Origin of the sequence: Granulicella paludicola, assembly GCF_025685545.1 — a bacterium.
Classification (GTDB): Bacteria; Acidobacteriota; Terriglobia; order Terriglobales; family Acidobacteriaceae; genus Granulicella; species Granulicella paludicola.
Map to the genome: position 1 here is coordinate 312153 of NZ_JAGSYC010000021.1, position 25433 is coordinate 337585.

The 25433-nt window shown below is 59.1% G+C and carries 32 protein-coding genes; 16 read left to right on the top strand and 16 right to left on the bottom strand.

The window, feature by feature from the left end; translation table 11 throughout:
- Positions 1–83: 83 nt before the first annotated feature.
- The 3 genes from OHL14_RS05810 to OHL14_RS05820 all read right to left on the bottom strand — a co-directional run bounded on the left by OHL14_RS05810 (position 84) and on the right by OHL14_RS05820 (position 2811).
- Positions 84–1073: an OmpA family protein gene (locus OHL14_RS05810; protein WP_263378381.1), complete on the bottom strand. Its 990-nt coding sequence runs from the start codon at positions 1071–1073 to the stop codon at positions 84–86.
- Positions 1074–1308: 235 nt separating this feature from the next.
- On the bottom strand, positions 1309–2112 hold the full coding sequence (locus tag OHL14_RS05815; protein ID WP_317890396.1) for an ABC transporter ATP-binding protein: 804 nt from the start codon (positions 2110–2112) through the stop codon (positions 1309–1311).
- A 105-nt stretch (positions 2113–2217) separates the two neighbouring features.
- On the bottom strand, positions 2218–2811 hold the full coding sequence (locus OHL14_RS05820) for a histidine phosphatase family protein (RefSeq protein ID WP_263378382.1): 594 nt from the start codon (positions 2809–2811) through the stop codon (positions 2218–2220).
- A gap of 118 nt (positions 2812–2929) precedes the next feature.
- On the opposite strand from OHL14_RS05820, the gene OHL14_RS05825 reads away from it, so the two are divergent.
- The 3 genes from OHL14_RS05825 to creD all read left to right on the top strand — a co-directional run bounded on the left by OHL14_RS05825 (position 2930) and on the right by creD (position 5354).
- Positions 2930–3547, top strand: a complete 618-nt coding sequence (locus tag OHL14_RS05825) for a hypothetical protein (RefSeq protein WP_263378383.1) — start codon at positions 2930–2932, stop codon at positions 3545–3547.
- Positions 3537–3926: a transcriptional regulator gene (locus OHL14_RS05830; RefSeq protein ID WP_263378384.1), complete on the top strand. Its 390-nt coding sequence runs from the start codon at positions 3537–3539 to the stop codon at positions 3924–3926. Before OHL14_RS05825 ends, OHL14_RS05830 begins: the two co-directional genes overlap by 11 nt.
- 63 nt (positions 3927–3989) lie before the next feature.
- Entirely contained in the window at positions 3990–5354 is a 1365-nt protein-coding gene (creD, locus tag OHL14_RS05835; protein ID WP_263378385.1) for a cell envelope integrity protein CreD, read from the top strand.
- A gap of 72 nt (positions 5355–5426) precedes the next feature.
- Here the strand turns inward: creD and OHL14_RS05840 are convergent, their stop codons facing one another.
- Positions 5427–6311 (bottom strand): LysR family transcriptional regulator, encoded by an 885-nt coding sequence (locus tag OHL14_RS05840; protein ID WP_263378386.1) that lies wholly within the window; start codon positions 6309–6311, stop codon positions 5427–5429.
- Positions 6312–6438: 127 nt separating this feature from the next.
- Here OHL14_RS05840 and OHL14_RS05845 point away from each other — a divergent pair, with 127 nt between their 5' ends.
- From OHL14_RS05845 to OHL14_RS05875, 7 genes are all read left to right on the top strand, one after another.
- Positions 6439–7434, top strand: coding sequence for an aldo/keto reductase (locus OHL14_RS05845; protein WP_263378387.1), 996 nt, complete (start codon positions 6439–6441; stop codon positions 7432–7434).
- 229 nt (positions 7435–7663) lie between these two features.
- On the top strand, positions 7664–8059 hold the full coding sequence (locus OHL14_RS05850) for a (R)-mandelonitrile lyase (RefSeq protein WP_263378388.1): 396 nt from the start codon (positions 7664–7666) through the stop codon (positions 8057–8059).
- Positions 8060–8237: 178 nt separating this feature from the next.
- Positions 8238–8960, top strand: coding sequence for a (2Fe-2S)-binding protein (locus OHL14_RS05855; protein WP_263378389.1), 723 nt, complete (start codon positions 8238–8240; stop codon positions 8958–8960).
- On the top strand, positions 8957–9979 hold the full coding sequence (locus tag OHL14_RS05860) for an FAD binding domain-containing protein (RefSeq protein ID WP_263378390.1): 1023 nt from the start codon (positions 8957–8959) through the stop codon (positions 9977–9979). Before OHL14_RS05855 ends, OHL14_RS05860 begins: the two co-directional genes overlap by 4 nt.
- Positions 9976–12216 (top strand): xanthine dehydrogenase family protein molybdopterin-binding subunit, encoded by a 2241-nt coding sequence (locus tag OHL14_RS05865; protein WP_263378391.1) that lies wholly within the window; start codon positions 9976–9978, stop codon positions 12214–12216. The genes OHL14_RS05860 and OHL14_RS05865 overlap by 4 nt, the downstream gene beginning before the upstream one ends.
- Before the next feature lie 86 nt (positions 12217–12302).
- The gene (gene uvrB, locus OHL14_RS05870; protein ID WP_263378392.1) at positions 12303–14297 is read left to right on the top strand and encodes an excinuclease ABC subunit UvrB; all 1995 of its coding nucleotides are present in this window, start codon (positions 12303–12305) and stop codon (positions 14295–14297) included.
- 25 nt (positions 14298–14322) lie between these two features.
- Complete coding sequence (locus OHL14_RS05875; protein WP_263378393.1) at positions 14323–15768, top strand: toll/interleukin-1 receptor domain-containing protein; 1446 nt, start codon at positions 14323–14325, stop codon at positions 15766–15768.
- A 142-nt stretch (positions 15769–15910) separates the two neighbouring features.
- Here the strand turns inward: OHL14_RS05875 and OHL14_RS05880 are convergent, their stop codons facing one another.
- Positions 15911–16246 (bottom strand): DUF5615 family PIN-like protein, encoded by a 336-nt coding sequence (locus OHL14_RS05880; RefSeq protein ID WP_263378394.1) that lies wholly within the window; start codon positions 16244–16246, stop codon positions 15911–15913.
- Complete coding sequence (locus OHL14_RS05885; protein ID WP_263378395.1) at positions 16243–16467, bottom strand: DUF433 domain-containing protein; 225 nt, start codon at positions 16465–16467, stop codon at positions 16243–16245. The genes OHL14_RS05880 and OHL14_RS05885 overlap by 4 nt, the downstream gene beginning before the upstream one ends.
- Positions 16468–16576: 109 nt before the next feature.
- Between OHL14_RS05885 and OHL14_RS05890 the strand changes: the two genes are divergently transcribed.
- On the top strand, positions 16577–17215 hold the full coding sequence (locus OHL14_RS05890; RefSeq protein ID WP_263378396.1) for a rhomboid family intramembrane serine protease: 639 nt from the start codon (positions 16577–16579) through the stop codon (positions 17213–17215).
- 42 nt (positions 17216–17257) lie between these two features.
- On the opposite strand, the gene OHL14_RS05895 is transcribed toward OHL14_RS05890, so the two are convergent.
- Together OHL14_RS05895 and OHL14_RS05900 are read right to left on the bottom strand one after the other, a co-directional pair.
- A complete protein-coding gene (locus OHL14_RS05895; protein ID WP_263378397.1) occupies positions 17258–17659 on the bottom strand; it encodes a DNA-binding transcriptional response regulator in 402 nt (133 codons plus the stop codon).
- 81 nt (positions 17660–17740) lie between these two features.
- Positions 17741–18463 carry a TIGR03435 family protein gene (locus tag OHL14_RS05900; RefSeq protein WP_263378398.1) on the bottom strand — a complete coding sequence of 241 codons (723 nt, stop codon included), beginning with the start codon at positions 18461–18463 and terminating at the stop codon, positions 17741–17743.
- A 184-nt stretch (positions 18464–18647) separates the two neighbouring features.
- On the opposite strand from OHL14_RS05900, the gene OHL14_RS05905 reads away from it, so the two are divergent.
- Complete coding sequence (locus tag OHL14_RS05905; RefSeq protein WP_263378399.1) at positions 18648–19001, top strand: hypothetical protein; 354 nt, start codon at positions 18648–18650, stop codon at positions 18999–19001.
- A 477-nt stretch (positions 19002–19478) separates the two neighbouring features.
- Positions 19479–20201: a hypothetical protein gene (locus OHL14_RS05910; protein WP_263378400.1), complete on the top strand. Its 723-nt coding sequence runs from the start codon at positions 19479–19481 to the stop codon at positions 20199–20201.
- On the opposite strand, the gene OHL14_RS05915 is transcribed toward OHL14_RS05910, so the two are convergent.
- From OHL14_RS05915 to OHL14_RS05925, 3 genes are all read right to left on the bottom strand, one after another.
- Complete coding sequence (locus OHL14_RS05915; RefSeq protein ID WP_263378401.1) at positions 20198–20443, bottom strand: hypothetical protein; 246 nt, start codon at positions 20441–20443, stop codon at positions 20198–20200. The genes OHL14_RS05910 and OHL14_RS05915 overlap by 4 nt on opposite strands.
- A 161-nt stretch (positions 20444–20604) precedes the next feature.
- Positions 20605–20748 (bottom strand): hypothetical protein, encoded by a 144-nt coding sequence (locus OHL14_RS05920; RefSeq protein WP_263378402.1) that lies wholly within the window; start codon positions 20746–20748, stop codon positions 20605–20607.
- 11 nt (positions 20749–20759) lie between these two features.
- Entirely contained in the window at positions 20760–20933 is a 174-nt protein-coding gene (locus tag OHL14_RS05925) for a hypothetical protein (RefSeq protein WP_263378403.1), read from the bottom strand.
- Positions 20934–20969: 36 nt separating this feature from the next.
- Between OHL14_RS05925 and OHL14_RS05930 the strand changes: the two genes are divergently transcribed.
- Positions 20970–22016: an alpha/beta hydrolase family protein gene (locus tag OHL14_RS05930; protein WP_263378404.1), complete on the top strand. Its 1047-nt coding sequence runs from the start codon at positions 20970–20972 to the stop codon at positions 22014–22016.
- A gap of 3 nt (positions 22017–22019) precedes the next feature.
- Here the strand turns inward: OHL14_RS05930 and OHL14_RS05935 are convergent, their stop codons facing one another.
- Entirely contained in the window at positions 22020–22640 is a 621-nt protein-coding gene (locus OHL14_RS05935; RefSeq protein ID WP_263378405.1) for an NAD(P)-dependent oxidoreductase, read from the bottom strand.
- Between the two features lie 24 nt (positions 22641–22664).
- Positions 22665–23186, bottom strand: coding sequence for a cupin domain-containing protein (locus OHL14_RS05940; protein ID WP_263378406.1), 522 nt, complete (start codon positions 23184–23186; stop codon positions 22665–22667).
- 116 nt (positions 23187–23302) lie between these two features.
- Between OHL14_RS05940 and OHL14_RS05945 the strand changes: the two genes are divergently transcribed.
- Both OHL14_RS05945 and OHL14_RS05950 read left to right on the top strand, forming a co-directional pair.
- Complete coding sequence (locus OHL14_RS05945) at positions 23303–23506, top strand: hypothetical protein (protein ID WP_263378407.1); 204 nt, start codon at positions 23303–23305, stop codon at positions 23504–23506.
- Between the two features lie 109 nt (positions 23507–23615).
- Positions 23616–24221, top strand: coding sequence for a DinB family protein (locus OHL14_RS05950; RefSeq protein ID WP_263378408.1), 606 nt, complete (start codon positions 23616–23618; stop codon positions 24219–24221).
- 50 nt (positions 24222–24271) lie between these two features.
- On the opposite strand, the gene OHL14_RS05955 is transcribed toward OHL14_RS05950, so the two are convergent.
- Genes OHL14_RS05955 through OHL14_RS05965 form a run of 3 tightly spaced genes read right to left on the bottom strand, consistent with a single transcriptional unit; the run spans position 24272 to position 25424 of the window.
- Positions 24272–24445, bottom strand: coding sequence for a hypothetical protein (locus tag OHL14_RS05955; protein ID WP_263378409.1), 174 nt, complete (start codon positions 24443–24445; stop codon positions 24272–24274).
- A 40-nt stretch (positions 24446–24485) separates the two neighbouring features.
- The gene (locus OHL14_RS05960; protein ID WP_263378410.1) at positions 24486–24845 is read right to left on the bottom strand and encodes a hypothetical protein; all 360 of its coding nucleotides are present in this window, start codon (positions 24843–24845) and stop codon (positions 24486–24488) included.
- 12 nt (positions 24846–24857) lie between these two features.
- Positions 24858–25424 carry an RNA polymerase sigma factor gene (locus tag OHL14_RS05965; protein WP_263378411.1) on the bottom strand — a complete coding sequence of 189 codons (567 nt, stop codon included), beginning with the start codon at positions 25422–25424 and terminating at the stop codon, positions 24858–24860.
- Positions 25425–25433 lie beyond the last annotated feature (9 nt).

Sequence of the window (25433 nt, forward strand, 5' to 3'; positions counted from 1 at the left end):
TCCTATCCTCAAAAAACAGTGGCCGCGCGATCTCTCGCGGCCACTGCACTTTCATTCAAAGCCAACATAGTTGGCTCTTCGTTTTACTGCTCGCTACCAGTCGGAGCCGGAGCCGCCGAAGCACTCTGGTCCGCGCCACCGGTGATGCCTTGGTTTACAAGGATCGTCACAACTACGCGACGATTCTCCTTCTGTCCCGAACGCGAGTGGTTATCGGCCACCTGGTTTGTGGTGCCCATCGCAGCGGGCGCCAGAATGCGCGTAAGCGGGATCGCGCCGCTCTGCTGGATGATCGTAAGAACCGCATCAGCACGCTCTGCACTCAGACGCTGATTCACTGAGGGCGAACCTACCTTCGAAGCGAAGCCCTGCACCTGCACCATGAAGCCCTGCGTATTGGCAGCCGTCTTCAGGAAGTCCTCGAGCTGGTCCTTATCGGCCTTGCTCACCGCTGCACTTCCATTGCGGAAGTTTACGGTCATCGAGCCTTTCTCTACATACTGATCAAGCTGACCAATGCGACCATTCGTCTTGCCAATACCCGATTGAGCCGCCTGCGCGTCTTGAGCCTCCTGCGCCTGATTAGCAGCAATCGTCTGCTTGCTTGTCTCGATGTCCGCCTGTGCCGACTCGATATCGCGACGTGCGCTGCGGATAGCATCCTCGTGTGCAGCAACCTTCGCGTTCACCGGCGTCAGACCTGCGTCGATCTGCTTAGCCGTCTTCATCGATCCGCTCGTATACTCAACCTTCTTCGCGACGAGCTTGTGGTCCGCATCGAATGCACCATCGACCTTCACCTGCAGGCCGGGTACCAGCGCCGCAACGCCTAGATCCTTGTGGCTCCATCCGAACATGCCACCCTTCTGCGTAGCGGGGGTGTTGTCACTCAGCACGACAATCTGTCTCTGGCTGTCGCCTGTCTTCACATACATGGTTGAGCCATCGCGACCAACGATCATGCCCTGTACAGTCGCCTCTTGAGCTGCTGCTACCGATACACCTGCAAATGCGAGTACAGCGAGTGCCGTTCCGAACCCATGAACCTTTTTGAAACCAATCTTGTTATTCATGCAATCTTCCCTTCTTTCTGTCGGGTCCGCAGCGATGACTTGCTGCAACTACTGACCGTATGAATTCGCCGTGGAACCTCCGGGGAAGTTCCACAATGGAGATGACAGTAAGACGGTCTACCCCTAATGGGGGATGCCCGATTTTGGAAGAAACATTAAAACAAAAATCCAGATTCCCATAGAAGCTTGCAAGTCCCATTGATTCAACACAGCGCCGAGACGCGAAGAATTCTGATTACCAGGCATTCCAGTATCCATCTCGTTCGCTCATCGCGATCTTCCGCCCAAACAACTCGCTTAGTTGCTCCGCAGTCAGCAGTTCACTCTTCGATCCATCCGCAATCACGCGCCCCTCACGCATCATCACGATCCGCTGCATCTCCGGCAGGATGTCCGCGATGTGATGGGTAATCAGCATGATTGCCGTCCCCTTCCCTGCAAGCCCGCGTAGCAGCTCGCGTAGGTCATGCTGAGCTCCGAGGTCCAGCGCGTTGCTAGGCTCATCCAGCAGCAGCATCTGCACCTCGCCCTGCTTTGCATCGAGCGAAGTCCCTGCCAGCGCACGCCCAATCATCGTCCTTCGCTGCTGTCCTGCCGACATCTGACCCACCAGCTTGTCGCGCATCTTCTCCGCTCCCACCAGCACCAGAATCTCCTCGGCACGCTCACGCATCTCCGCCGTCACCGTAAGGTTCGGCCACAGAGTCGAGCTCGAAAAAAATCCCGTCACGATCGCATCGAAGCATGTAGTCGTCAGCGTCTGCCGCCCCGGCAACTCCGCACTCACCACACCCATGCGCCGCTTCAACTCCGTAAGGTCCCACCTCTCTCGCCCCATGATCCGCACCTGCGTCTCTGGCTTCGCTAACGGGTAACACTCACACGTCATCGTCTTCAGCAGCGTCGACTTCCCACACCCATTCGGTCCCAGGATTGCGAGATGCTCCCCAGCTTCAATCTTCAGGCTCAAATCCTGCAACACCACGTTCTCACCGCGAGCCACATACACATGCTGCAAATCCACCAAGGCATCGATCAAAACTCTTCCTCCACCCTTTGAGTCTACGAGTTCAAAATGAAAAAGCGGCCTTCGCGGCCGCCTTATGCATTGTTCTAATCTCGCGATGCTCAATCCTTATCGCAGCTACTCGCCTTCTTCAAAGCCGCGATTCCACTTCGAAATCACACGCGTCTCACGCTCGAAGCCAAGCACGCTCACACTTCCGGTGCCCAGCCCAAACAACTTCCCGCCAGTAGCTGGTAGCCCAATCCAACGTGCCGCAAGAATGCGCAGAATATGAGCATGAGCAAACAGCGCCACCTGACCCGCATCCCCCGCAGCCGCTAACGCCCGAGCAATCACCTTGTCCGCACGCTCGCCCACATGCTCCACGGCCTCACCATCAACGATCGGGTCCGTCCACACGCTCCATGTCGGCCCATACTTCTCGCGCATCTGCTTGGTCGTCTTGCCTTCACTCTCGCCGTAGTTCCACTCCATCAGGTTCTCGTCCACCTGCGCCACATCGCCATACCCCGCAATCGCGCACGTCTCCTTCGCCCGAGACATCGGGCTCGTCAATACCGCAGCAAACATCCTGCCGTTCAGATATTCCTTCAACTCCACCGCCCGCTGACGCCCATGTTCGGTCAGCGCAATATCGCTCGTACTCGTATGTTGCCCACTCAGACTCCACTCCGTCTCACCATGCCGAATTAACCAAAGCTCCACACCCATGCCACTATCTCCTTCCGCGATCCCGCGTTCTCTCTGAACCTATCACTTTGAACCTGCAAGATTCATTTGACATGAATCCAGCGCTCTGATCTACTTTGCAATGTAAAGTGAAACTCCCATGAGCGACCTTCACAAAGCGTTAGGCGACATCAGCACCATCCGCAGAGAGCTTGCCCGCTCCACGCAGTTCCGCGGCTACGGCCCAGCAACCCTCGCGACCACCGGCGTTCTCGCAGTGGTCGCCGCTTTCATCCAGGCGCACTTTGTCCCGGAACCCGCACAGCATCCACTCGCCTACCTTCGCGTCTGGGCGTCGCTGGCGCTCCTCTGCGCCTCACTCACCGCAGCGCAGATGATCACCCGCTCGCGCCGCATGCACTCTGGCCTCTCGAACGAGATGCTGCGGCAGGCGGCCGAGCAGTTCCTGCCCGCCCTCGCAGCTGGCGTGCTCCTTACCCTCGTCATGCTCCGCCACTACAACCCTGCCAGTTTCTGGTTGCTCCCGGGCCTCTGGCAGATCGTCTTCAGCCTCGGCGTCTTCGCCTCCTGCCGATTCCTGCCGCGCCCCATGCTCGCCGCCGGCGTTTGGTATCTCGCCAGCGGTCTTATCTGCCTTGGCTTCGGCAACGCCCGCACGCTCAGTCCCTGGACCATGGGCCTCGCCTTCGGCTGCGGGCAGCTGCTCGTCGCCACTATCCTCTACCTCTGCGCACCGGAGCTCGACCATGACGCCTGAAATTCCAGCCAGCAAGGGCCGCTTCGCCTACGAAGGTCTGGACCGCGTCATCCATGAGCGCGCCCGCCTCAGCGTCCTCACCTCCCTCATCACCAATCCAAAAGGTCTTCTCTTCAACGAACTCAAGCAGCTCTGTTCACTCACCGACGGCAATCTCAGTCGCCACCTCAGCGTCCTCGAAGCAGAAAAGATGGTTGAGCTCCTCAAGGAAGACGATCGCTCCCGCCCCCAAACCATCTGCCGCATTACCTCCACCGGCCGCAAACGGTATCTCGAATACCTCACCACGCTTGAGCAGGTCGTCAAAGACGCAGCAAAGATCGCCAGCGAATCCCCTGCTCCCAAGTCGCTGCGCAACCTCAAGCCGACCCGCGCCTGACCCTTTTTTGCCCAATCACTTTGCAATACAAAGTGAAACCACAAGCTTCACCAGGAGAGAACCATGAAACGGACCATCACCCTCAAGCTGTTCATCATCGGCATCCTCACACTCGTCATCTGCCTCGCTCTCTTCATGGTCAACGGCACCATCAGCGAGCGCCAGGCCTACAGAGACGAGGCCATCAAGAGCATCGAATCCAGCTACGCCGGTCCGCAGACCCTTATCGGTCCCATCCTCGTCCGTCCTTACACCGAAGCCACCACCACCGTCGAGCGCGACGACAAAGGTACCCTGCGTTCCGTTCCGCACGTCGCCAGCCTCAACGCCATCTCGTTCCCGCAGACCTTTGACCTGCGCGGCAAACTCATCCCCAGCGAACGCCACCATGGCCTCTACAACGTCACCGTCTACGAGTTCAACGGTCATCTGCGCAGCGGAATCACCATCGTCGATCCGCACACTACAGGCACCATCACCTGGGGCGAACCCTACCTTGCTCTCTCCGTACAGGATGTCCGAGGCATCGTCGGCACGCCCGCTGTCACCATCAATGGAGCCCCTGCCGCCATACTGCAAGGCGGAGAAAACCTCAGCGGCTGGCAGCCGAATCTGCACATCCCTCTGTCCGACCTCAACGCTGCGAACGGGCACCTCGATATCGCCATCGACATGGCACTAGCGGGCACTCAGCAACTCAGCATCGCTCCCATCGGCAACTCCAACCACGTCGAACTCGCCTCCACGTGGCGCTCACCCCTCTTCGACGGCCAGTTCCTTCCCCGCTCTCGCGACGTCGGCCCGCAAGGCTTCAACGCATCCTGGGATCTCTCGTCACTCGCAGCCGGAACGCAACTCCAGCTACAGGCCTCCAAACCCATCGACCTCCTCAGCGTAAGCCTGCTTACCCCCATCGACCCCTACAAACTCTCCGACCGCGCCACCAAGTACGGCATCCTCTTCGTCCTCCTCACCTTTGGCGGCTTCTTCCTCTTCGAGATGATCAAGCAGCTTCCCATCCACCCCATCCAGTACCTTCTCGTCGGCTTCGGCCTCGCCATCTTCTTCCTTCTGCTCATCAGCTTCTCGGAACACATGCCCTTTGCCCTGGCCTATCTTGCCTCCAGCACCGCCTGCATCGGTCTCCTCACCTTCTACCTCGTCTACGTCCTGCAAAGCTTCCTCAGAGGCCTCGGGTTCGGCGCCATGCTCACCACGCTCTACGCTGCTGTGTACGGTCTGCTCATCAGCGAAGACAACTCCCTCATCCTTGGCTCTCTGCTACTCTTCGCCGTGCTCGCCATCGTCATGGTTGTCACGCGCAGAATCGACTGGTACAAGACCGCAGTCACAGCCGACACCTCCTCCACGCCTCCACCGCCGCCTCCACCCGACCTCGATTACCGCGGAATTCGCCTATCGCATTAAACAAGTGAGAGGCGGCTAACCAAGCCGCCTCCTCACTGCCCTTCTTTGAAACGAGCGACGTTCGCACGAGCGTTATTCCTTAAGCCGCAGACTCTCGATCAAAGCCGCCAGCGCGGCAGGCTGATTCCGCCGACTTGGATAGTAAAGAAAGTACCCGGGAAACGTTGGACACCAGTCCTGCAGCACCTGCACCAGCTTTTTCTTGGCAATCAATTCCGCTAGCATCGCCTCCATCGCTGTCCCGATCCCCACTCCATCCAGAACCGCCTGAGTTACCAGCTCTGGATCATCGAACGACACCGGTCCCAGAGGATTCACCGTCAATACTTTCCTGCCTTTTTCAAACTCCCAGCGGTACACACTATTGCTGAAACGGAACCCAATGCACGCATGGTCCTTCAGGTCCTGCGGGTGGCGCGGAATCGCATTCGATTCGAAGTACTTCGGTGACCCCACCACCGCCAGACGCATCTCCTTCGTTACCCGCACCGCGATCATGTCCCGCTGAATGAACTCCCCCAGCTGTACACCCGCGTCATACTCCCCCGCCACCAGGTCCACCGGATCATTCGAAGACGTCACCTCCAGCACAATCTCCGGATACATCCGTGCAAACCTCGCCAGCTTCGGCAGCAGCACCATCTTCGTTGCCGTTCGCGGAATGATTAGCCGAATCCGTCCCGCCGGACGCTCTCGCTGCTTCATCGTCTCCGCCACCGCCGTCCCAATCCGCTCCAGCGCCGGCGCAAGCTCCTGCAACAACGCCGCACCAGCCGCCGTGGGAGACACACTCCGCGTCGTTCGCGCCAGCAACTGCACCCCCAGCCGCTTCTCCAAACCGCGCATTGAATGGCTCAACGCAGACTGCGATATCCCTAGCCTCACTGCCGCCCTCGTAAAGCTTCTCTCCTCCGCCACCGCAGCAAACACCGAAAGATCACTCAAATCGTTTCTCATGATTCATGAATGCTACTCATAACTCTTTGCCGTCGCAATCGTCTTGTATCATGAGCAACCGCATCCTAACCTATATCAGTACGCGTGGCTCTTCAGGCATCTCAGCCCTGGCCACAGAGGAGAAACAATGCAAAAGCGCACACTCGGGAAAAGCGGCCTCGAAGTCTCAGCACTCGGCCTCGGCTGCATGGGCCTGAGCTTCGGTCTCGGCCCCGCCACAGAAAAGTCGGAAGCCATCAAGCTCATCCGCGCCGCCGTCGAACGCGGCGTCACCTTCTTCGATACCGCAGAGGTCTACGGCCCGTTCGTCAACGAAGAAGTCGTCGGCGAAGCCCTCGCCCCGTTCCGCAAAGATGTCGTCATCGCCACCAAATTCGGTTTCCAGGCCGACCCCAACAACGATGGCAAGTGGACCTCCACCAACAGCAAGCCCGAACACATCAAGCAGGTCGTCGATGCCTCTCTCAAGCGCCTGCAGACAGACACCATCGATCTCCTTTACCAGCATCGCGTCGATCCCAACACGCCCATCGAAGAGACCGCAGGAGCCGTCAAGGACCTCATCGCCGCCGGCAAAGTCAGACACTTCGGCCTCTCGGAAGCCGGCGCAAAAACCATCCGCCGCGCCCACGCCGTTCAGCCCGTTACAGCCCTCCAAAGTGAGTACTCGCTCTTCTGGCGAGAGCCCGAGGAGTCGGTCATGCCGACACTCGAAGAGCTCGGCATCGGCTTCGTTCCCTTCAGCCCCCTAGGAAAGGGCTTCCTCACCGGCAAGATCGACGCCTCCACCAAGTTCGACAGCTCGGACTTCCGCGCCATCGTTCCTCGCTTCACCGAAGAGAATCGCAAAGCCAATCAGTCCATCGTCGACCTCGTAACCAGGTTCGCCGAGCAAAAGAACGCCACCCCCGCACAGGTCGCCCTCGCCTGGCTCCTCGCACAGAAGCCCTGGATCGCTCCCATCCCTGGCACAACCAAAATCTCGCGCCTCGAAGAAAACCTCGGCAGTGCCACGCTCGAGCTCACCCCGGACGACCTCCGCTCGCTCGACGAAGCCTCGTCTGCCATCAAGATCGCAGGCGAACGCTATCCCGAAACCCATCGCAAGCTGATCGACCGCTAGGGATACTCCGATTAGGTCCGATTCACCTTACCAGCTATTTTCATTGTCCTTCCCTCAGGGAATCTGCGTTTTGTCGGGGCAGGCGCGGCAACTTCAGGACCGAATCAGACCTTCCCAAGCCCATCCATCAACGGAAGCACCATCTACCTGCACACCTCCCATTCAGGATGTGTGCAGGTAAGCTTGCTTGGTAGGCAGACGTATTCCCACCAGTTCCTGAAAGGACACTATGAAAATCACCCGAGTAGGTACCATCCCCTCCATGGTCGGCCCCGCCGACTGGTTCACCGGCAGTGTCCGCGTCGACTCCCTCTTTCCACCCGACGGCGGTCGCCACTCCAACGGTGGCCTCGTCACCTTCGAACCCGGTGCCCGCACTCGCTGGCACACCCATCCCGCCGGCCAGACCATCCTCATCACCCAGGGCCTCGGCTGGGTTCAGCGCGAAGGCAGCCCCGTTGAAGAAGTCACACCCGGCGACATCGTCTTCTTCGAGGTCGGCGAACGCCATTGGCATGGTGCCTCGCCGCTCATGGGCATGTCGCACATCGCCATCACCGAAGTCCTCGACGGCAAAGCCGTCGACTGGCTCGAACCCGTCACCGACGAACAATACAAGAAGTAGTCGCCTCGCAAACCGCAGACCTCACCGCCTCCGTAAGAGAATCTTCGCCACAGCACCGCTGCATCCCGTAACTCGCGCCACATCAAAACACACCCTCCAACTCAGGACATCTCCCTCATCCTCATCCGCGTCTACACCTTTATCTGCTGTAAGTCAGGCTTAGGAGCGCGGAAAGCGTATGTCACATCCATTCGACCTCGGGCCTGAACCCGATGAATTTGCTGAAGAAGAGCACCAGCTCGCAAAGTCTGGCCTCAACCTCGAACTCAGCCGCCGCCGCTTCGTTCAGGCAGCTGGAGTTCTCTCAGCCGTCGCCACCGTCGGCCTGCCCGGGCCTCTCTTCGGCGAAAAACCAGCCACCTCCGGCCAGGCTGTCACCCTCAAGGTAAACGGTCAGACGCAGGCGCTCAACGTCGATCCGCGCACGTCCCTTCTTGACGCTTTGCGCGAAAAGTTGGACATGACCGGCACCAAGAAAGGTTGCGACCACGGCCAGTGCGGTGCCTGCACTGTGCTCATCGACGGCCGCCGCGTCAACTCCTGCCTCACTCTCGCTGTAGCTGCGGAAGGTGCAGAGATCACCACCATCGAAGGGCTCGCGAAGTCGGCCGATCCCAAAGACATCAGCGAACTCCATCCCGTGCAGGCGGCCTTCCTTCAGCATGACGGCTACCAGTGCGGCTACTGTACTCCCGGCCAGATCTGCTCAGCCGTCGCCGCCATCGAAGAGCAGAAGCAGGGCGCGCTCTCCATCGTCAGCTTCCACACCGGCAACACCGATCATCCCGACCTCTCCGACGACGAGATCCGCGAGCGCATGAGCGGCAACATCTGTCGCTGCGGTGCCTACCCCAACATCGTTGCTGCGGTTCGCGCGGCTTCCAAAGGAGCGACCGTATGAAAGACTTCGCCTATCAACGAGCCGCCTCCTCAGAAGCTGCCATCCACGCAGGCAATGCCCGTGGCGCCAAGTTCCTCGCAGGTGGCACCAACCTCGTCGATCTCATGAAGTATCGCGTCGAGTCTCCCGCGGCGCTTGTAGACATCAACCATCTCGATCTCACCCAGATCACACCTGATCAGGACGGCGTGCGCATCGGAGCAATGGTCCGCAACTCCGACCTCGCCAATCATGCACTCATTCGCCAGTCGTACCCTCTGCTCTCGCAGGCCCTTCTTAGCGGTGCCTCGCCTCAACTCCGCAACATGGCCTCCACCGGCGGCAATCTTCTCCAGCGCACGCGTTGCTATTACTTCACGGACGTCAGCTTCCCTGCCTGCAACAAGCGCGAGCCCGGCTCCGGTTGTGCTGCGGTCAAAGGTTATAACCGCATCCATGCCATCCTCGGTCAAACGGACAAAGGCTCCACCAGCGGCGAAACCTGCATCGCGACCCACCCCTCCGATATGTGCGTCGCCATGGCCGCGCTTGACGCCAAGGTGGAAGTCGAAGGGGCAAAGGGAAAACGCACGATCTCCTTTGCCGACTTCCACAAACTTCCTGGCTCAACGCCTTGGATCGAAACCGCCCTTCATCCGGGAGAGCTCATCGTAGGCGTCACTCTTCCCGCCGCGAAGTACGCAAAGAACTCCTACTACCTCAAGGCGCGTGACCGCAATAGCTATGCCTTCGCGTTGATCTCTGTCGCAGCAGGCCTTGAACTTGAAGGCGGCAATATCAAGTCTGCGGGGCTCGCTCTCGGTGGCGTCGCTCTCAAGCCCTGGCGCATGCCTGAAGCCGAGCACGTACTCGTCGGCAAGCCCGCCACTCCCGAGAACTTCGCTCGCGCCGCCGACATTCTGCTCAAGGATGCGAAGACATATGAGCACAACGCCTTCAAAGTCGAGATGGCCAGGCGCGGCGTAGTCCGCGCCCTCACCCTTGCCACGCAGGGCGCACCCGAAGGAGCAAACGCATGATGCAGGCTGCAGAGAAAGCACCCAAGCCCGTGAAGCAGTTAGACCATCGTTACGAAGGCATCTCCAAGGTCACCGGAAAGATCAAGTACGCTGGCGAATTCTCCGAGCCCTTCGCGAAAAGCGATCTGCTTTATGCCTACCTCGTGCAGTCCACCATCCCCAGCGGCGATATCGTCTCCATTGATCGCGCGGCTGCCGATAACTCAGCTGGCGTCGTCACCATCCTTACTCCCTTCAACGCTCCAAAGCTCAGCCAGGCACCACCGCAGCCCCCCGCGCGACGCAACCTCAGCCTCTTGCAGGACACCAGCGTCTCGTACAACGGCCAGCCCATCGCGGTTGTTGTCGCTCGCTCGCTTGATGAAGCCAAGTCAGCCGCTGCTTTGCTCAAGGTAAAGTACGCGCCAAAGCCCGCAAAGATCGGCCTCAAGAACCGCCTCGCCGAAGCCCGCTGGCCCAAAGACCCCGGCAAGGAGCCCGCAGGAAACCACCGCGGCGATGCGCAGGCCGGCTTCTCCAAAGCGACAGTCATCATTGAGAACACCTACATCACTCCCATCCAGCACCACAATCCGATGGAACCGCACGGCACCATCGCCTGGTGGGATGGCCCTAAACTCAACGTCTACGACTCCACGCAGTACATCACTGGCGTTCGCCAGTCGCTCGCCAAGACCCTCAACATTCCCGTCGACTTCGTCCATGTCGTCGATCCCGTCGTCGGTGGGGGCTTTGGCTCGAAAGGCTCCATGTGGTCGCACGTCCCGCTCTGCGCCATGGCCGCGCGCATTACCGGCAAGCCCGTCAAGCTCATACTCGAGCGCGAGCAGATGTTCGGCCCCGTAGGCGGTCGCCCCTCCACCGTCAACAAGATCAAACTCGGTGCCAGCGCAGACGGCAAACTCCTGGCCATGCAGCAGGACGTCGTCATGAACGCCTCCGTCATGGAGGATTTCGTCGAGCACGCAGAAGGTCCCACCAAAAACCTCTACATGAGTTCGGCAAACTCGGTCTCCGCAAAAATTGTTGAGGCAAACCTCGGCGTCTCCACCTTTATGCGCGCGCCGGGTGAAGCTCCCGGAACCGCCGTCCTCGAAATCGCGATGGACGAACTCGCCGAAAAGCTCAACATGGATCCTGTCCAACTGCGCCTCGTGAACTACGCAGAGACAGACCCAAGCCACGATCGCCCTTGGACCAGCAAGAATCTGAAGGACTGTTACCAGCAGGCTGCCGACCGCTTTGGCTGGTCCAAACGCAATGCGACTCCCAGGTCCATGAGCGACGGCAATGCCTGGATTGGTTACGGCATGGCAACCGCTACCTACCCCGCCAACCGCAGCGCGGCGATGGCCATCGTCCGTCTTCTTCCCGGTGGTCGTATGTTCGTCGGCTCCGGCACGCAGGACCTCGGTACCGGCACCTACACCATCATGGCGCAGCAGGCCGCCGCTGGCCTCGGCATCGACCCCACTCTTGTCGAGGTCAAACTCGGCGATTCCACGCTGCCAAAGGCCCCCGTCTCAGGCGGATCGCAGTCCTCCGCCTCGGTGCTTCCTGCCATTCAGGATGCAACCAGCCAGCTCAAGCTCAAGCTCGCCGATCTCGCCATCGCAGACGCCGCCTCTCCACTCCACGGTCTCAAGACCCTCGACATCGACGCGAAGGATGGCAAGCTCTTCAATCGCAATAACCCGACTCAGTCCGACACCCTGACCGACCTCATCGCCCGCAACGGCAACAAGCCCGTCGAAGCCACCGGTTCCGCTGAGCCCGCTGAATCCAAAGACGCCATGTCCTCGCAATCCTGGGGTGCCGTCTTCGCAGAAGTCGCTGTCGACAAGGACACGCACATGGTCAAGGTCCGCCGCATCGTCGCCACCTACGACATCGGCACCCTGCTCAATCAGAAGACCGGCCACAACCAGCTTATGGGCGGCATCGTCTGGGGCATCTCCTTCGCTCTCCATGAGGAAGCCCACATCGATTCCGTCTACGGCCGCGTCGTCAACGAGTCGCTCGCCGAATACCACGTCCCGGTCAACGCCGACATCGGCACCATCGACGTCAGCACCCTCAACATCCCCGACCTCAAGTTCAATCCCATCGGCTCACGCGGCATCGGCGAAATCGGCATCACCGGCACCGCCGCCGCCGTCGCCAACGCCATCTACAACGCCACCGGCAAGCGTATCCGCGAGTACCCCATCACTCCCGACAAAATCATGCTCGCCTAAATCCTCCTTCCCTCCAAAAGGCTACTGACACACTCCTGTCAGTAGCCTCTCTATTCCCGACTCCCTCTTCCCTATACCCTGTACATATGGACTTTCAGCTCGTCTCCGACTACACCCCCCAGGGCGATCAACCCCGCGCCATCTCCGAGCTCGTCAGCGGCCTCGCCGCGTCTGAAAAAGATCAGGTCCTCCTCGGCGTCACCGGCTCCGGCAAGACCTTCACCATGGCCAAGATCATCGAGCAGGTTCAGCGCCCCGCTCTGATCCTCGCGCACAATAAAACCCTCGCCGCCCAGCTCTATCACGAGTTCAAACAGTTCTTCCCCAACAACGCCGTCGAATACTTCGTCTCCTACTACGACTACTACCAGCCCGAAGCCTACATCCCCGCCGGCGACCTCTACATCGAAAAAGAGTCCACCATCAACGATGAGCTGGACAAGTTGCGCCTCTCCGCCACGCGCTCCCTCTTCGAACGCCGCGACTGCATCATCGTCTCCTCCGTCAGCTGCATCTACGGCCTCGGCTCGCCCGAAGCCTACTACGGCATGTTGCTGCTCCTCGAAAAAGGTCAGAAGATCAAGCGCGAAGACATCACCCGCCGCCTCGTCGAAATTCTCTACGAGCGCAACGACGTCGACTTCCGCCGCGGTACGTTTCGCGTAAGAGGAGATATCATCGAGGTCTACCCCACCTACGACGAGAACGCCTTCCGCATCGAGCTCTTCGGCGACGAAATAGACTCGCTAAGCCAGATAGATCCGCTCTTCGGCTCCGTCAAGCAGAAGTACTCACGACTCCCCATCTACCCCAAGTCCCACTACGTCGTGCAGCCCGAACGCAAGATGACTGCCGTCAACTCCATCGTCTCCGAACTAACCGAGTGGGAGGCCCAGCTCGAAAAAGAAGGCCGCTTAGTCGAGTCCCAGCGCATCCACCAGCGCACCCGTTACGACCTCGAGATGATCAAGTCCGTCGGCTTCTGCCACGGCATCGAAAACTACTCGCGCCACTTCTCCGGCCGTCTCCCCGGCGAACCCCCACCCACGCTTCTCGATTACTTCCCCCGCGACTTCCTCTGCTTTTTAGATGAGTCCCACGTCACCGTCCCGCAGCTCCACGGCATGTGGCACGGCGATCGCTCCCGCAAGCAGAACCTCGTCGACTACGGCTTCCGCCTTCCGTCAGCGATGGACAACCGCCCCCTCCGCTTCGAAGAATGGGAAGGCCGCATCGGCCAGACCATCTACGTCTCCGCCACCCCCGGCCCTTACGAGCTCACCAAGTCTGCGGGTGTGGTTGTAGAACAGATCATCCGCCCCACCGGCCTCATCGACCCCGAGGTCGAAATCCGCCCCGTCAAGGGCCAGATCGACGACCTCCTCGCCGAGATCCGCGACCGCGCCGCCAACAACCAGCGCGTCCTCGTCACCACCCTCACCAAGCGCATGGCCGAAGACCTCGCCAACTACTACACCGAGGTCGGCGTCCGCTGCCGCTACATGCACTCCGAAATCGACACCCTCGAACGCATCCGCTTGCTCCGCTCCCTCCGCAAAGGCGAATACGACGTCCTCATCGGCATCAACCTCCTCCGCGAAGGCCTCGACCTCCCCGAGGTCTCACTAGTCGCCATCCTCGACGCCGACAAGGAAGGCTTCCTCCGGTCCCAGGGCTCCTTGATCCAGACCATCGGCCGCGCCGCCCGCCACCTCGAAGGCCGCGCCATTCTCTACGCCGACAAGATGACCGACTCCATGCGCCGCGCCATCGACGAGACCGACCGCCGCCGCGAAAAGCAGGTCGCCTACAACACCGAACACGGCATCACCCCCCGCACCGTCATCCGCAGCATCGACGACTCCCTCGCCACCATCACCGCCGCCGACTACGCCGACCTCACCAGCGACGACATAGCCCTCGAAGCCCTCGAATTCCCCACCCAGGCCGCCCTCGACACCTACATCAACAACCTGGAATCCGACATGCGCGAAGCCGCCAAAAAATTCGAATTCGAAAAAGCCGCCAAACTCCGAGACACCATCAAAGACCTCCGCACAAAAGAGTTCTTGTTCAGCTAATATCTACGACTGCATAGAAACCAAGATGACACTAGATAAAGACTTTCACACTCACCTACACGAACTGATAGTCGAAGCCAGCTTAAACCTGAGGGAGGAATCAGCTGCCTATGAACGGAAACTAGTCTGGGAAGCCCAACAGACAAGAAATCAAGCAGCCATACCACTCGCTTACAGTCGAGCAGCAATCCATAAGTTCAGAACTAGAGTGGAATTAGTGACGGAGAAATACATAGCGGCCCTTACCGAATGCGGGATAGAAATCAGCGACAGTGTAGAGAGGGAGATACTTTCGCTGATTGGTGCACTGACAAGCGCATGCCATCCCCTCCACTTTCCGCCAGCTCTCAAAAGTTTAGAAACCTCTGCCATCCAGCGGTCATACGCCATGGAGCATGCACGAACCGGGAGTCTCCTTTACAAACAAGCTGCCAATCGCCTGCGTGGGCTAAAGTTACGGGACAGACAAAAGAGTATTGTTGAGACTTCGGAGAAGACCACGATGAGCGTACAAGACTCAAGCAGCACCACACGCTGCCCCAAAGCATTTCTCTCTTACTCATGGGAAAGCGATGCTCACAACGAATGGGTCAAATCGTTAGCAACTCGGTTACGTGCCGATGGGATAGATGTTTCCATTGACCGATGGAGCGCGATCCCTGGAGACCAGCTACCAGCCTTTATGGAACGAGCGATACGAGAAAACGAGTTCGTGGTAATTGTCTGCACCCCACGGTACAAGAGCAAATCCGAAGCCAGGCAAGGGGGAGTTGGTTATGAGGGCGACATCATGACAGCAGAGGTCATGGCATCTGGGAACCACCGGAAGTTCATACCCATATTGCGTAGCGGAACATGGGCGCAAGCCGCGCCATCTTGGCTGGCTGGCAAGTACCACATCAATCTGTCGAGTGACCCGTACTTGGAAACGGCCTATGGAGATCTTGCGCGAACTCTATTGGGAGTGAGAGAACAGGCTCCTCCGATAGGAACACCTTTATCAACTGTAGGGAATACAGAAACACCGATTAGAACCCCTCAGCCCACAGCTAATTACGACTTTGATGATATTAAGATCACAAGAGTCATCATTGAAGAAGTGACAGAGCCAAGAAACGATGGAACCCCCGGCTGCGCCCTATACGCGATACCGTTTGCTCTCTCCCGTAGACCCCCGGCCGAGTGGGGAGCAGCCTTCATCGAGAATTGGAATCATCCCCCACGATTCACATCAATGCATCGGCCCGGGATTGCAAGCCTTCGTGGTGCCGTGGTGACACTAAATGGAACCACCATTGAAGAAGTCGAAAAATATCATCGCGAGACCCTCCAGTTAGCGGTTTCAGAATCGAACAAACAATATCGAGACTGGAAGACAGCCCGAGACAAGAAACTTGCACGCGAGAATGCCGAGCGCGCGGAACACCTCGCAAAAATTGCCGATGCTGGCTCTCGAATCAAATTTGATTGATCGGGCGCGAGCGCCCATCCGTAACGGCGGGTGGCCCGATCACCATCTCGGGTGGGGCGGGTGACCCACCCATCTTGGGTGCCCCATCCGTGACGCGCACTTGGTCACGGGTGGGTTCGCCCATACTGCCCATACTTCAGCCTCAACGTCGCCCAAGTATTAGACAAGCCGCTTGCCCATCACCAAACCGACGGACGGCCTCCACACCATTGCGCAACACCATCTCAATCGCAGCGGTCCTGCAGTTCCCAAGCCGTATCCAGATCACCTTCGGCGGCCAGCCCTTCAGCGCGCTCCTGTCCGCAAAATCGGAATCCCTTGAGACGATCGCAAACCCATGGGTTTCGGCATACGCCCAAACCTCGGCATCATCCGTCGAACCCAGCCCAACATCCGCAACATGCTGGGAACCGGGATACACATCGGACAACAATTCAACTAATCTAGGCGAAAGATTTTCGTCCAGAAGCAGCTTCACGCAAGGACCAGTTCCACTTTGCGCTCACGGTCAGCCGCGAAGGAAAGGCATGCCAGAATGTCCTGCTCCGTCAAATTCGGAAAGTCGTGCAGGACTTCTGCGTGCGTCATACCGGAAGCAAGATATTCCAGCACATCTCCAACAGTCATCCGAGTGCCACGAATGCACGGCTTCCCGCTCCGCTTCCCCGGCTCCATCGTGATGATCTGCGAGTAATCCATACCTGCAAGATAAGCCAAACCCAAAACCCTGTAAATAGTGACGTAAGCAACAGCGCCTAACGCGTGACTAATGCCTCCACCACTGCGCCAATGCTAGAACTATAACCACATGCCAACGACGTTCGATTCCAACCCCACCCGCCCCACCTCTCCCGCAAGCCCCTACCTCATCACCTACGCCCTCATCTCGGCCAACGTCCTCGTCTTCCTCGCCATGGTCGCCACCGGCATCTCCTTCACCCAACCCTCACCCGAGCAGGTCTTCCACTGGGGCGGAGACTTCGCCCCGGCCACCCTCGGAGCCCACCAGTACTGGCGGCTGCTCACCTCCATCTTCCTGCACTTCGGCATCCTCCACATCGGCTTCAACATGTACGTCCTCTACCAGATCGGGCCGTTCATCGAAACCACCTTCGGCCGCCTGCGCTATCTGCTCATCTACTTCCTCGCAGGCCTCTTCGGCAGCATCGTCAGCGTCTTCGTCCACCCGCACGCCGTCGGCGCAGGCGCATCCGGCGCCATCTTCGGCCTCTACGGAGCCGTCTTCGGCTTCCTGCTCATCCACCGCCGCACGCTCAACCCAGCCGTCACCAAAAGCATCGGCAAATCCGCCGGCATCTTCGTCCTCTACAACGTCGTCTTCGGAGCCATGCAGGGCACCACAGACCTCTCCGCCCACTTCGGAGGTCTCCTCATGGGCTTCCTCGTCGGAATGGCCTTAGTCCGCCCGCGAAGCACGATCCAGTAAACAAGGTGGCGCCCACCTCAAACGCTTTGGGCGCCAACCCCTTCAGCCCTTCCCGCTCGCCAGGTCCTCTTCCCGCTTCTCAATCGCCTTCGTCGCCTGCGGCACAAACTTCTGCAGCACACCCAGCAGCTTCTTCGGGTCGAACGACTCCAGCTCCTCGTCCGCACCATCGCAGTTCGGCGAACCCACCGGACAGATCGAGACGATCTTCAACTCCGGCGTAATCTTCCGCAGCTCCGCAACCAGCTCAGCACACGGCATGTCCTTCAGCCCGGCATCGATCACCACACCATCCACCCGCGGATACCGCGCCAGTGTCTCAATCGCTTCGGCAGAAGAATAAGCAGTGAGCACATTGAACTTCGCCGTCTCAATCACCAGCTTGCGCGTAGAAATGGAGCCGGAGTACTCACGATCAACAACAAGAAAACAGGGTCTAATCATCTCCAAAGTATCGCCTCTCCACCCGCAGCCTGTCACACGACCCCACGCAAACCCCTACCGCATCATCAAAACAATCTTCCACTAGTTCGCACTCGCCCTCGACACCTTATCCACCACCATCACCTCCACCACATCCTTCTCCGGCACCAGCCTCAATCCCACCTCACCCTGCAGCGTCTCGTTCAACACCAGCAGATAATCATCCAGCCCCTTCGGCTGGTCCACCAGGTACTTCGTAAAGTCGAACGCAAAATCCCACCGCCCCGGCAGCCCTGTTTTATCGATCACCGGCTTCTCCACCGGCCCTCCCAGAAAGTCCGCGAACTCCTGCATCGTCGTCGCCCGCGCCACCGTCCCCATCGCCGAGTTCCTTCGGTCCGGCACCTCCTCCGGCATCGCCTCCCGCATCTTCGGCCCCGTCTTCGCCACCATCAGCGCATACGACTTCAGCTCCCGCTCCTCCCGATGGAACGCCAGCCCGAACCGCTCCGTCAGCAGCCCCTGCATCATCACCTTCATCTGCGCCTCGGTCGCAGGTTCATCGGTCTTCGCCGTGATGTCGTATTTCTCTGACGTCAGCAATCCAGGTCCAATCACCTGCGCCCGCTGCACCCCATACGCCCACTTGATGCACGTCTGAATCGACACATCCCGCATCCGCAGCGTCCCCGGCAACACCTTCGTCTCGCCATCGCTCTCGAACTGCACCTGCGCCGCACTCGGCCGAATCGTCGCCACCGCAAACGTCGCCTGCCCTACCGACACACCACTCCACAACATCGCCACCAGCATCGCAAACTTCATCGCACTCACCTCAGGATGGAACGCCACACCCTAGACCTTGCGATGCTCTGAAAGTTTCATCTCAACAACCTTCTTCACAAACATCCGCGCAACCTCTTCTCTGCACCTGTGTTCGAACCCACTGTACGAGGATGAAGCCTCACCACTGAGCTTCGATCCAACCGGTTTCGAAGAAAGGAACATCATGAATCTCAGAACTCTTCTACTGGTAGCCTCCGTCGCGGCGCTCACCGCTACCGCAGCCTCCGCGCAGACCACCTACAATCAGCGCCACTCCATCAACGCTCGCGAAAGCAATCAGCAGGCCCGCATCGCCCACGGCGTCAAAGACGGCCAGATCACACCCAAAGGCGCAGCCGCAGCCGAACACAACCAGGCCCGCATCTCGGCTGAAGACCACAGCATGCGTCAGGCCGATAACGGCCATCTCACCGCCGCCGACCGCCATACCCTCGCCCGCCAGCAGAACCGCGCGTCGAAGGGCATCTACGACCGCAACCACAACCAGTACACCGACCCCGGTGTTGCACCCAAGTAGTTTGCATGGGTGCCCCGTTCATGACAGTCTCATCGTCATGAGCGGGAGAGGGGCTCCACACCGCCTACACCCTCGCCCCTCCAAACCCGCTCACGGACAAACAACGTCCGTGTACGGGGCGCTCAGGATTTATCCCTCTCCACACCGAGCCAGCTGAAGCGTCACCGCTTCGTTTGTCTGGCTCCATAGTGATGATCTGTGACTAATCCATACCCATGCGCTCACGAAAGCGGCACGCCCCACCCACGCAAACCCCGCATGGATGGCCCACATTCGCCGCCCAAAAATAAATAATCGCGAATTTCCCAGCAAAAGAGCCTTGTCAAGCCCCAAATCCTGTAACCTGCACATTCGAAATGAAATAGAAATGCCTATTCACTAGTTCCAACTAGCTATAATTAAAACAGAGGGAAAGAAAAGGCCACCCGGCACCGGGTGGCCTTTTCTATTTCGGCCTCAAAAGGAGGAAACGGAACCATGAAAAACACTGAGCTGGCCCTTCCGGAAGGCCTCATCGAGATCAACCCGCCTCAGCCGAACCAGGTGGCCATCACCAAAACCCAACCCGCGCTTGAGCGGCGCAAACCCTTTCTTTGCCGTCATATCTTCGCCGATGGCCGGCGCTGCGGCTCCCCCGCGCTTCGCGCCCAGAACTTCTGCTATTACCACTACGCTCACCGCACCCCGACCCTGGCTCACACCCGCAACCGAAGTTCGCGCAACGGAGGCTTCGATCTCAGGCGTCTCGACGGTCTGGATAACCCGACCTCCATCCAGTTAGCTCTGTCCGAGGTCTTGGGGCAGATAGCAACCAACGAAATCGACACCAAGCGCGCAGGCCTGCTCCTCTACGGCCTGCAGATCGCCGGCAACAACATTCGCCGCTCCCGGCCTGAGCAGAACCCCATCGCAGAAGCCATCGTCGAAGAGGCCAACCTTGGGGCCTTGGCCGAAGCAGAAACCGGACGCCCTCTGCCTCTGGGTGAACAGGAACGTATGATCTACCTGCTTACGCACCCCGACGCCGAAGTCCCCGAAGACCTGGAAGATCAGTTCCCCGAGCGCGCAGCCGAGCAGAAGGCCGCTAGACTTAGCAACCAGAAACTCCAGGGAGAAGAGCTTCTCCGTCAATACTTTGCAGACCCAGGTATGGGGGGGAGGGGGGCTCCGATAGACACTAACGACCCACCAGAGACCTAGTGCATGCGGACAGCGACAGCCGATGGCTCCGGTGCTCCAAGCTCCCGAATCCGTGCCTGGTCTTCGATCTCCAGCGCCATCGCAAGCTGCCCCACAAGGTCACGCACGTCTTCCATCGCCCGCGTGTACGCGCTCGAATCTGTATAGAAGACATCGCCAGCCTTCGATGAACTGTGCTTGAGCTGCTCTTCCAGGGCCTTCACGGTGAATGCCTGAGGAAGCTGAACCAGAGAATCGGACATCGTGCTATTTCTCCTGCGCATGGGATCTAACCTAAAGCTACCGGCAGCAATACTTGGTGCATATGCCTCGATGGGGTCAGATTAGCAGACACAAGACTCCAGCTAACCCTCGTCCTTCGTACTCTTTTCAAATCTCCCGTTTCGGGAAGCAACGCCATCACTCATCGCCGCGCCTGCAAACCCGCAGCTCCCAGCAGACACACCGCACCTACAGGAAGCATCACCAGCTTCGCAGCCATCAACCCTGTCTCCAGCGGTTCGCCAACATGCACAAACGCCAGAATCGGAAACACGGATACGAACAACAGAGCGCTTCCTAGAACGACCAGCACCATCCGAAAACAGCGGCAGCACATCGCAGCACCTCCACATCGCCAAGCATGGCCCCATCGAGACCGCGCAAAAGCGACGGCAGCAAAGCTACGCCTTCGTATCGACATCCGGCAAGCGTAGGTTTCGCCCGCAGCCCGCGCTTGCGATACAGTGACATCACCGCCTCTATCAGCCGCACCCAGGAGTTTCGCCCTTGCGTTCCTTAGCCGCACTCGCCCTCGTAGCTCTGTCTCTCACCACCGCCCGTGCCTTCGAGCAGGCCGCTCCTGCCCGCGCCGCCGCTCCTCCAGCAGCCGCACCTGTCGGCGGTGGAAGCTCCGGCAACGACGACGTCCTGCTCAAGCGCATGGACGATCTGCTTTGGTATCAGAAGCTCGGCGACATCGCCGAGATCGACAATTCCGAGTTCGGCGGCGCGCCCAACGCTCACGTCAAGAACAAGAAGGCCCCAGGCGCGACGAACCCGCTCATCATCCACGTCTACACCTTTATCCCGAAAAACCTGGACCGCAACAAGAAGCAGCCGCTTATCGTATACGTCCATCAGGGCGTTCATCAGTCGCTCGATACCACCATCGACGCGCACCAGATCCGCGAACTCCTGCAGCAGGGTTACACCATCGTCGCCACCGACTACCGTGGTTCCACCGGCTACGGTCGCAGTTACTACGAAGAGATCGACTACGGCGGCCTGGAGGTCGACGACGTCTACCGCGGCATGCAGTGGATGCTTCAGCGCTACAGCTTCCTCGACCCCAAGCGCGTCGGCATCGTCGGCTGGAGCCACGGCGGACTCATCACATTGATGAACATCTTTGCCCACCCGCATGACTACGCTGTCGCCTACGCTGGCGTTCCCGTCTCCGACCTCGTCGCCCGCATGGGTTACGAAACCGAGGGTTACCGCGAGATCTACTCTGCGCCCTATCACCTCGGCGAATCAGTCCACGACGACATCGAGGAGTACCGCAAACGCTCACCCGTCAATCACGCCAAGGAGCTTGACACTCCGCTCCTCATCCACACCAACACCAACGACGAAGACGTGAACTTCCTCGAGGTCGAGCACCTCATTCAGGCGCTCACCTTCGAGAAGAAGAAGTTCGAGTACAAGATCTACGACAACGCTCCCGGCGGCCACTACTTCAACCGCATCGACACCCCGCTCGCGCTGCAGTCACGCCACGACATCTACGTCTTCCTTGCCGGCTATCTGCATCCCGACAATCCGGTGAAGTAGCTCTTAGCTGTTGGCCACGACGACTGCCTGATGAAGATAGGCATCGCTTCCCAACTGATCCACCAGCCAGCTCGCGAGGTCAGCCCGAGTGATCGCGTGTCCGACATCTTTTGTTCCCAGAACACGCACCGCGCCGGTAGCCGCGTTGTCCTTCAGAATTGGCGGCCGTGCTATCGTCCATTCCAAGTGACTTGAACGCACGATGGCCTCCATCGCGACTTTGTCAGCGGTTGATCCGCGCAGAAACGTGGGCACCATCAAGTGCCGATACCACCACGGCGACTGCTCAGCACTCTCTCCCACACCCATCGCAGAAACTACCAACAGCCGTCGCGCGCCAGCGTCTTCCATCGCGGCAACAATATTCCGCATCGCCGTCCGCTCCAGAGTCTGCTCCTTCCAGGGCTTCGTTCCGCCGATACATTCCACCACCGCATCCTGCAGATCCATTGCTCGCAGCACGTCGTCAGCCTTCAATGCGTCGCCCTGGATCACATGCACGCCCAGGCATTGAAACTTGCTGGCATCGCGCACCAGGACACTCACCTCATGCCCCTTTGCTATCGCCGCATCCACCACCAGCCCGCCGGTCTTACCATTTGCTCCCAATACCAGAACCTTCATCGCAGACCTCCTTTTCAGATCGAGTTAAGCGTGCGCAAGCAACTCTGTTTTGTACTTAGGAGCCAGTGACTCGGCCTTCGCACGGAACGCCTTCTGTTCATCTGCCGTCAATTTCGGCGGCGGAGTCGTTCTCGTAGCCACTGGCACTCCCACCAAAGCAAAGAACTCCTCCTGCCCCGCAGGCGAGCACAGACAGAGCAGCCGGGCTGGCTTGTCGCTCACGTTGTGAAACTGGTGCGGCGCGTTCGCCGGAACGAACAATGTCTCGCCTGCATGGACCGTCTTTTTCTCGCCGCGGAACGTCGCCTCCATCTCACCCTCAAGCAGCGTGAACGACTCTTCGAAGTCATGCCGATGTGGCGGCGGACCACCACCCGGCGGAATGTGCATGTCGATCAGCGTGTACTTCCCTGCGGTCTCTTTGCCGCTGAGCAGCACCGTGTACGTATCGCCTACCAGACCAATGTGCGGACGTCCTACCTCGTCCGCTGTTGCCACTACCATCGACCGCGTCAGATCGTCATTCGGAATCGTTGTCCCACTCATATCAACTCATAACCTCACCTGACTAGGATGCGTCTCACGAGTCCAGTCTTGCACGGTATTGTTGTGGACTGCGTCAAAACCCACCTCGGGTCTTCGTGCCGTGAGAAAATCCACTTATGAGTGATTCGACCCCGAAACCAGCTGCCCCCGTCCGCAAGACCGGCCTCAGCCCCAAAGAGCAGAAGCTTCAGGCCCTGCTCGCTAAGACCGCCCACAAGAACAGCGGTGCCAAGCCCGCACCGGGAGCCTCCGCGCAGTCCTTTAGCGCCAAGACCTCCTTCGCCGGCAAGAAGACAAGCTTTCAGCGTAAAGCCGTCTAACAAGGATCAACCAGAGCAGATGCCCATCCTAGCGACGTTAACAGCGTCACGAAGATGGGCATCGCGCGTTTATGATCGAAGCCATCACAGCAACTTACAGGAGCTCCGTATGCACCTTCGTCGCACCCTTCTCGTCGCAACGCTCTCGCTCGGCACCCTCGCAGCCTCTGCCCAGATGGGCGCGCCCGCCAGTGCAGCCGCACCCTCTGGTCCGGTCGATCCGGTCAAGTCTCTCGACTCCGCCGTCACCAGCCTCGAGAAGCTCTGGACCGGCGCAGCCTCCGCGATGCCTGCTGACAAGTACAGCTTCGCTCCCAGCGCAGCGATCTTCGTTCCCGCGCAGGCGACAAAGTACGAAGGCGTCCGTACCTACGCGCAGATTGTGACGCACACCATCCAGGCGAACTACCGCTACTTCTCTCTCGTCGGCGGTATCAAGCCCGACGTCGATGTAGCCGCGATCGGCAAACTGACTACCAAGGACGACATCCTCAAGGCCCTCGCCGACACCTTCACCTTCGCGCATAAAGCCGTCGCGAACGTTACGGTCGCCAACGCCTTCGATGCAGTGCAGGGACGCCCCGGCAGCAACCAGACGCGCGTCACCGCCTTTGCCGGAGCCATCGCCCACGGCGAAGACGAGTACGGTCAGGCCGTCGAGTACCTCCGCATGAATGCCATCATCCCGCCGGCCAGCGCCCCCCGCGAGCCGTAGCCAACCCGTCTCCTCGCGACGCCCACCGTCGCGAGGGACATGCCTTCGCTCTAGACCCCTTGCATTGCGCCCGCGCGCAGGATGCCGCGGTCATCGCCCGACTCTACCAGCGCGTAATAGAGCAGCTCATTCAACTTCATCTGCTTCAACTTTGCGTGGGGCATCGCAGTTTTCACAAAGATGCTCTCCAGCTTGTCTACCAATCGAATATTCATCGGTTCCATCGTGCAGTTCTCCTCAACTCGTCTGAGTGGTTGTACGCAATTACTGCGCGCTTTGTTCTGTCGGCCGTTCTTTGCGGCCGAAGTCTCCGCAGTTCCAACGCGAGCCCATCCCTGAGCGGAACCGCTCTCGCTCCTCGGGCGTCATCGCCGCCCAGCGGGCTTTCATCTGCCGCTTCCATGCGCGCTTGCCGCCATAGCCGCCACCGTGGCCATGCTTGTGGAATCCGCCGAAAAGTATTTTCCCCAGCAGGCAGAGACCGATCGCCTCAGCAAACGTAATTGAACGCAGCCCAAAGATCGATGGCATCAGCCAATTCCAGAGTTCCTTGGTAGCCCAGCCAAACACCACAATAGCCAGAGCAACACACACGATAATCTTCAACACCTTCAAAGCTCTCATCTCGATCTCACCTCACTTCCCATCGAACTCATCTTTCATCTGTTGCAGCCGCTTGCGCAGGTGCAATACCGCATACCTTTTTTGCGAGAGCAATGTATTCACGCTTACACCTGTCTCTTCGCTCAGATCCTTGAAGCTCCGACCCTCAAACTCATGCGCGATAAAGACTTCGCGCTGCCTTGCGGGTAGCTCTTCCAACGCAACATCGACAGCATCAAACAGCAACTCTCGCGCATACATAGCCTCTGGCCCCGCGTCCGCGGAAGGCAGCAGATCTTCAAGAGACGGCGCATCTATATCCGCACTCGCTGGCGCATTCAACGACGTTGTCTTGCGACGGCGAAACAGGTCGATAATGCGGTTCCGTGCCACGCGATATAGCCAAGCGGTCACCTGCTCCGCGGGCTTCATCATGCGGTACGCCTGGATCAATTCATAGAAGACGTCCTGTAAGACATCTTCCGCGTCCGCAGTATCGAGCACGCGCCGACGGATGAAGCTTCGCAGCTTCGGTTCGTCGCGCTCGATCGCCTCGGCGAGAAACCTGTCCTGATCGTCCATCGTTAGCTGCTCGGCCATGCCGTCCTC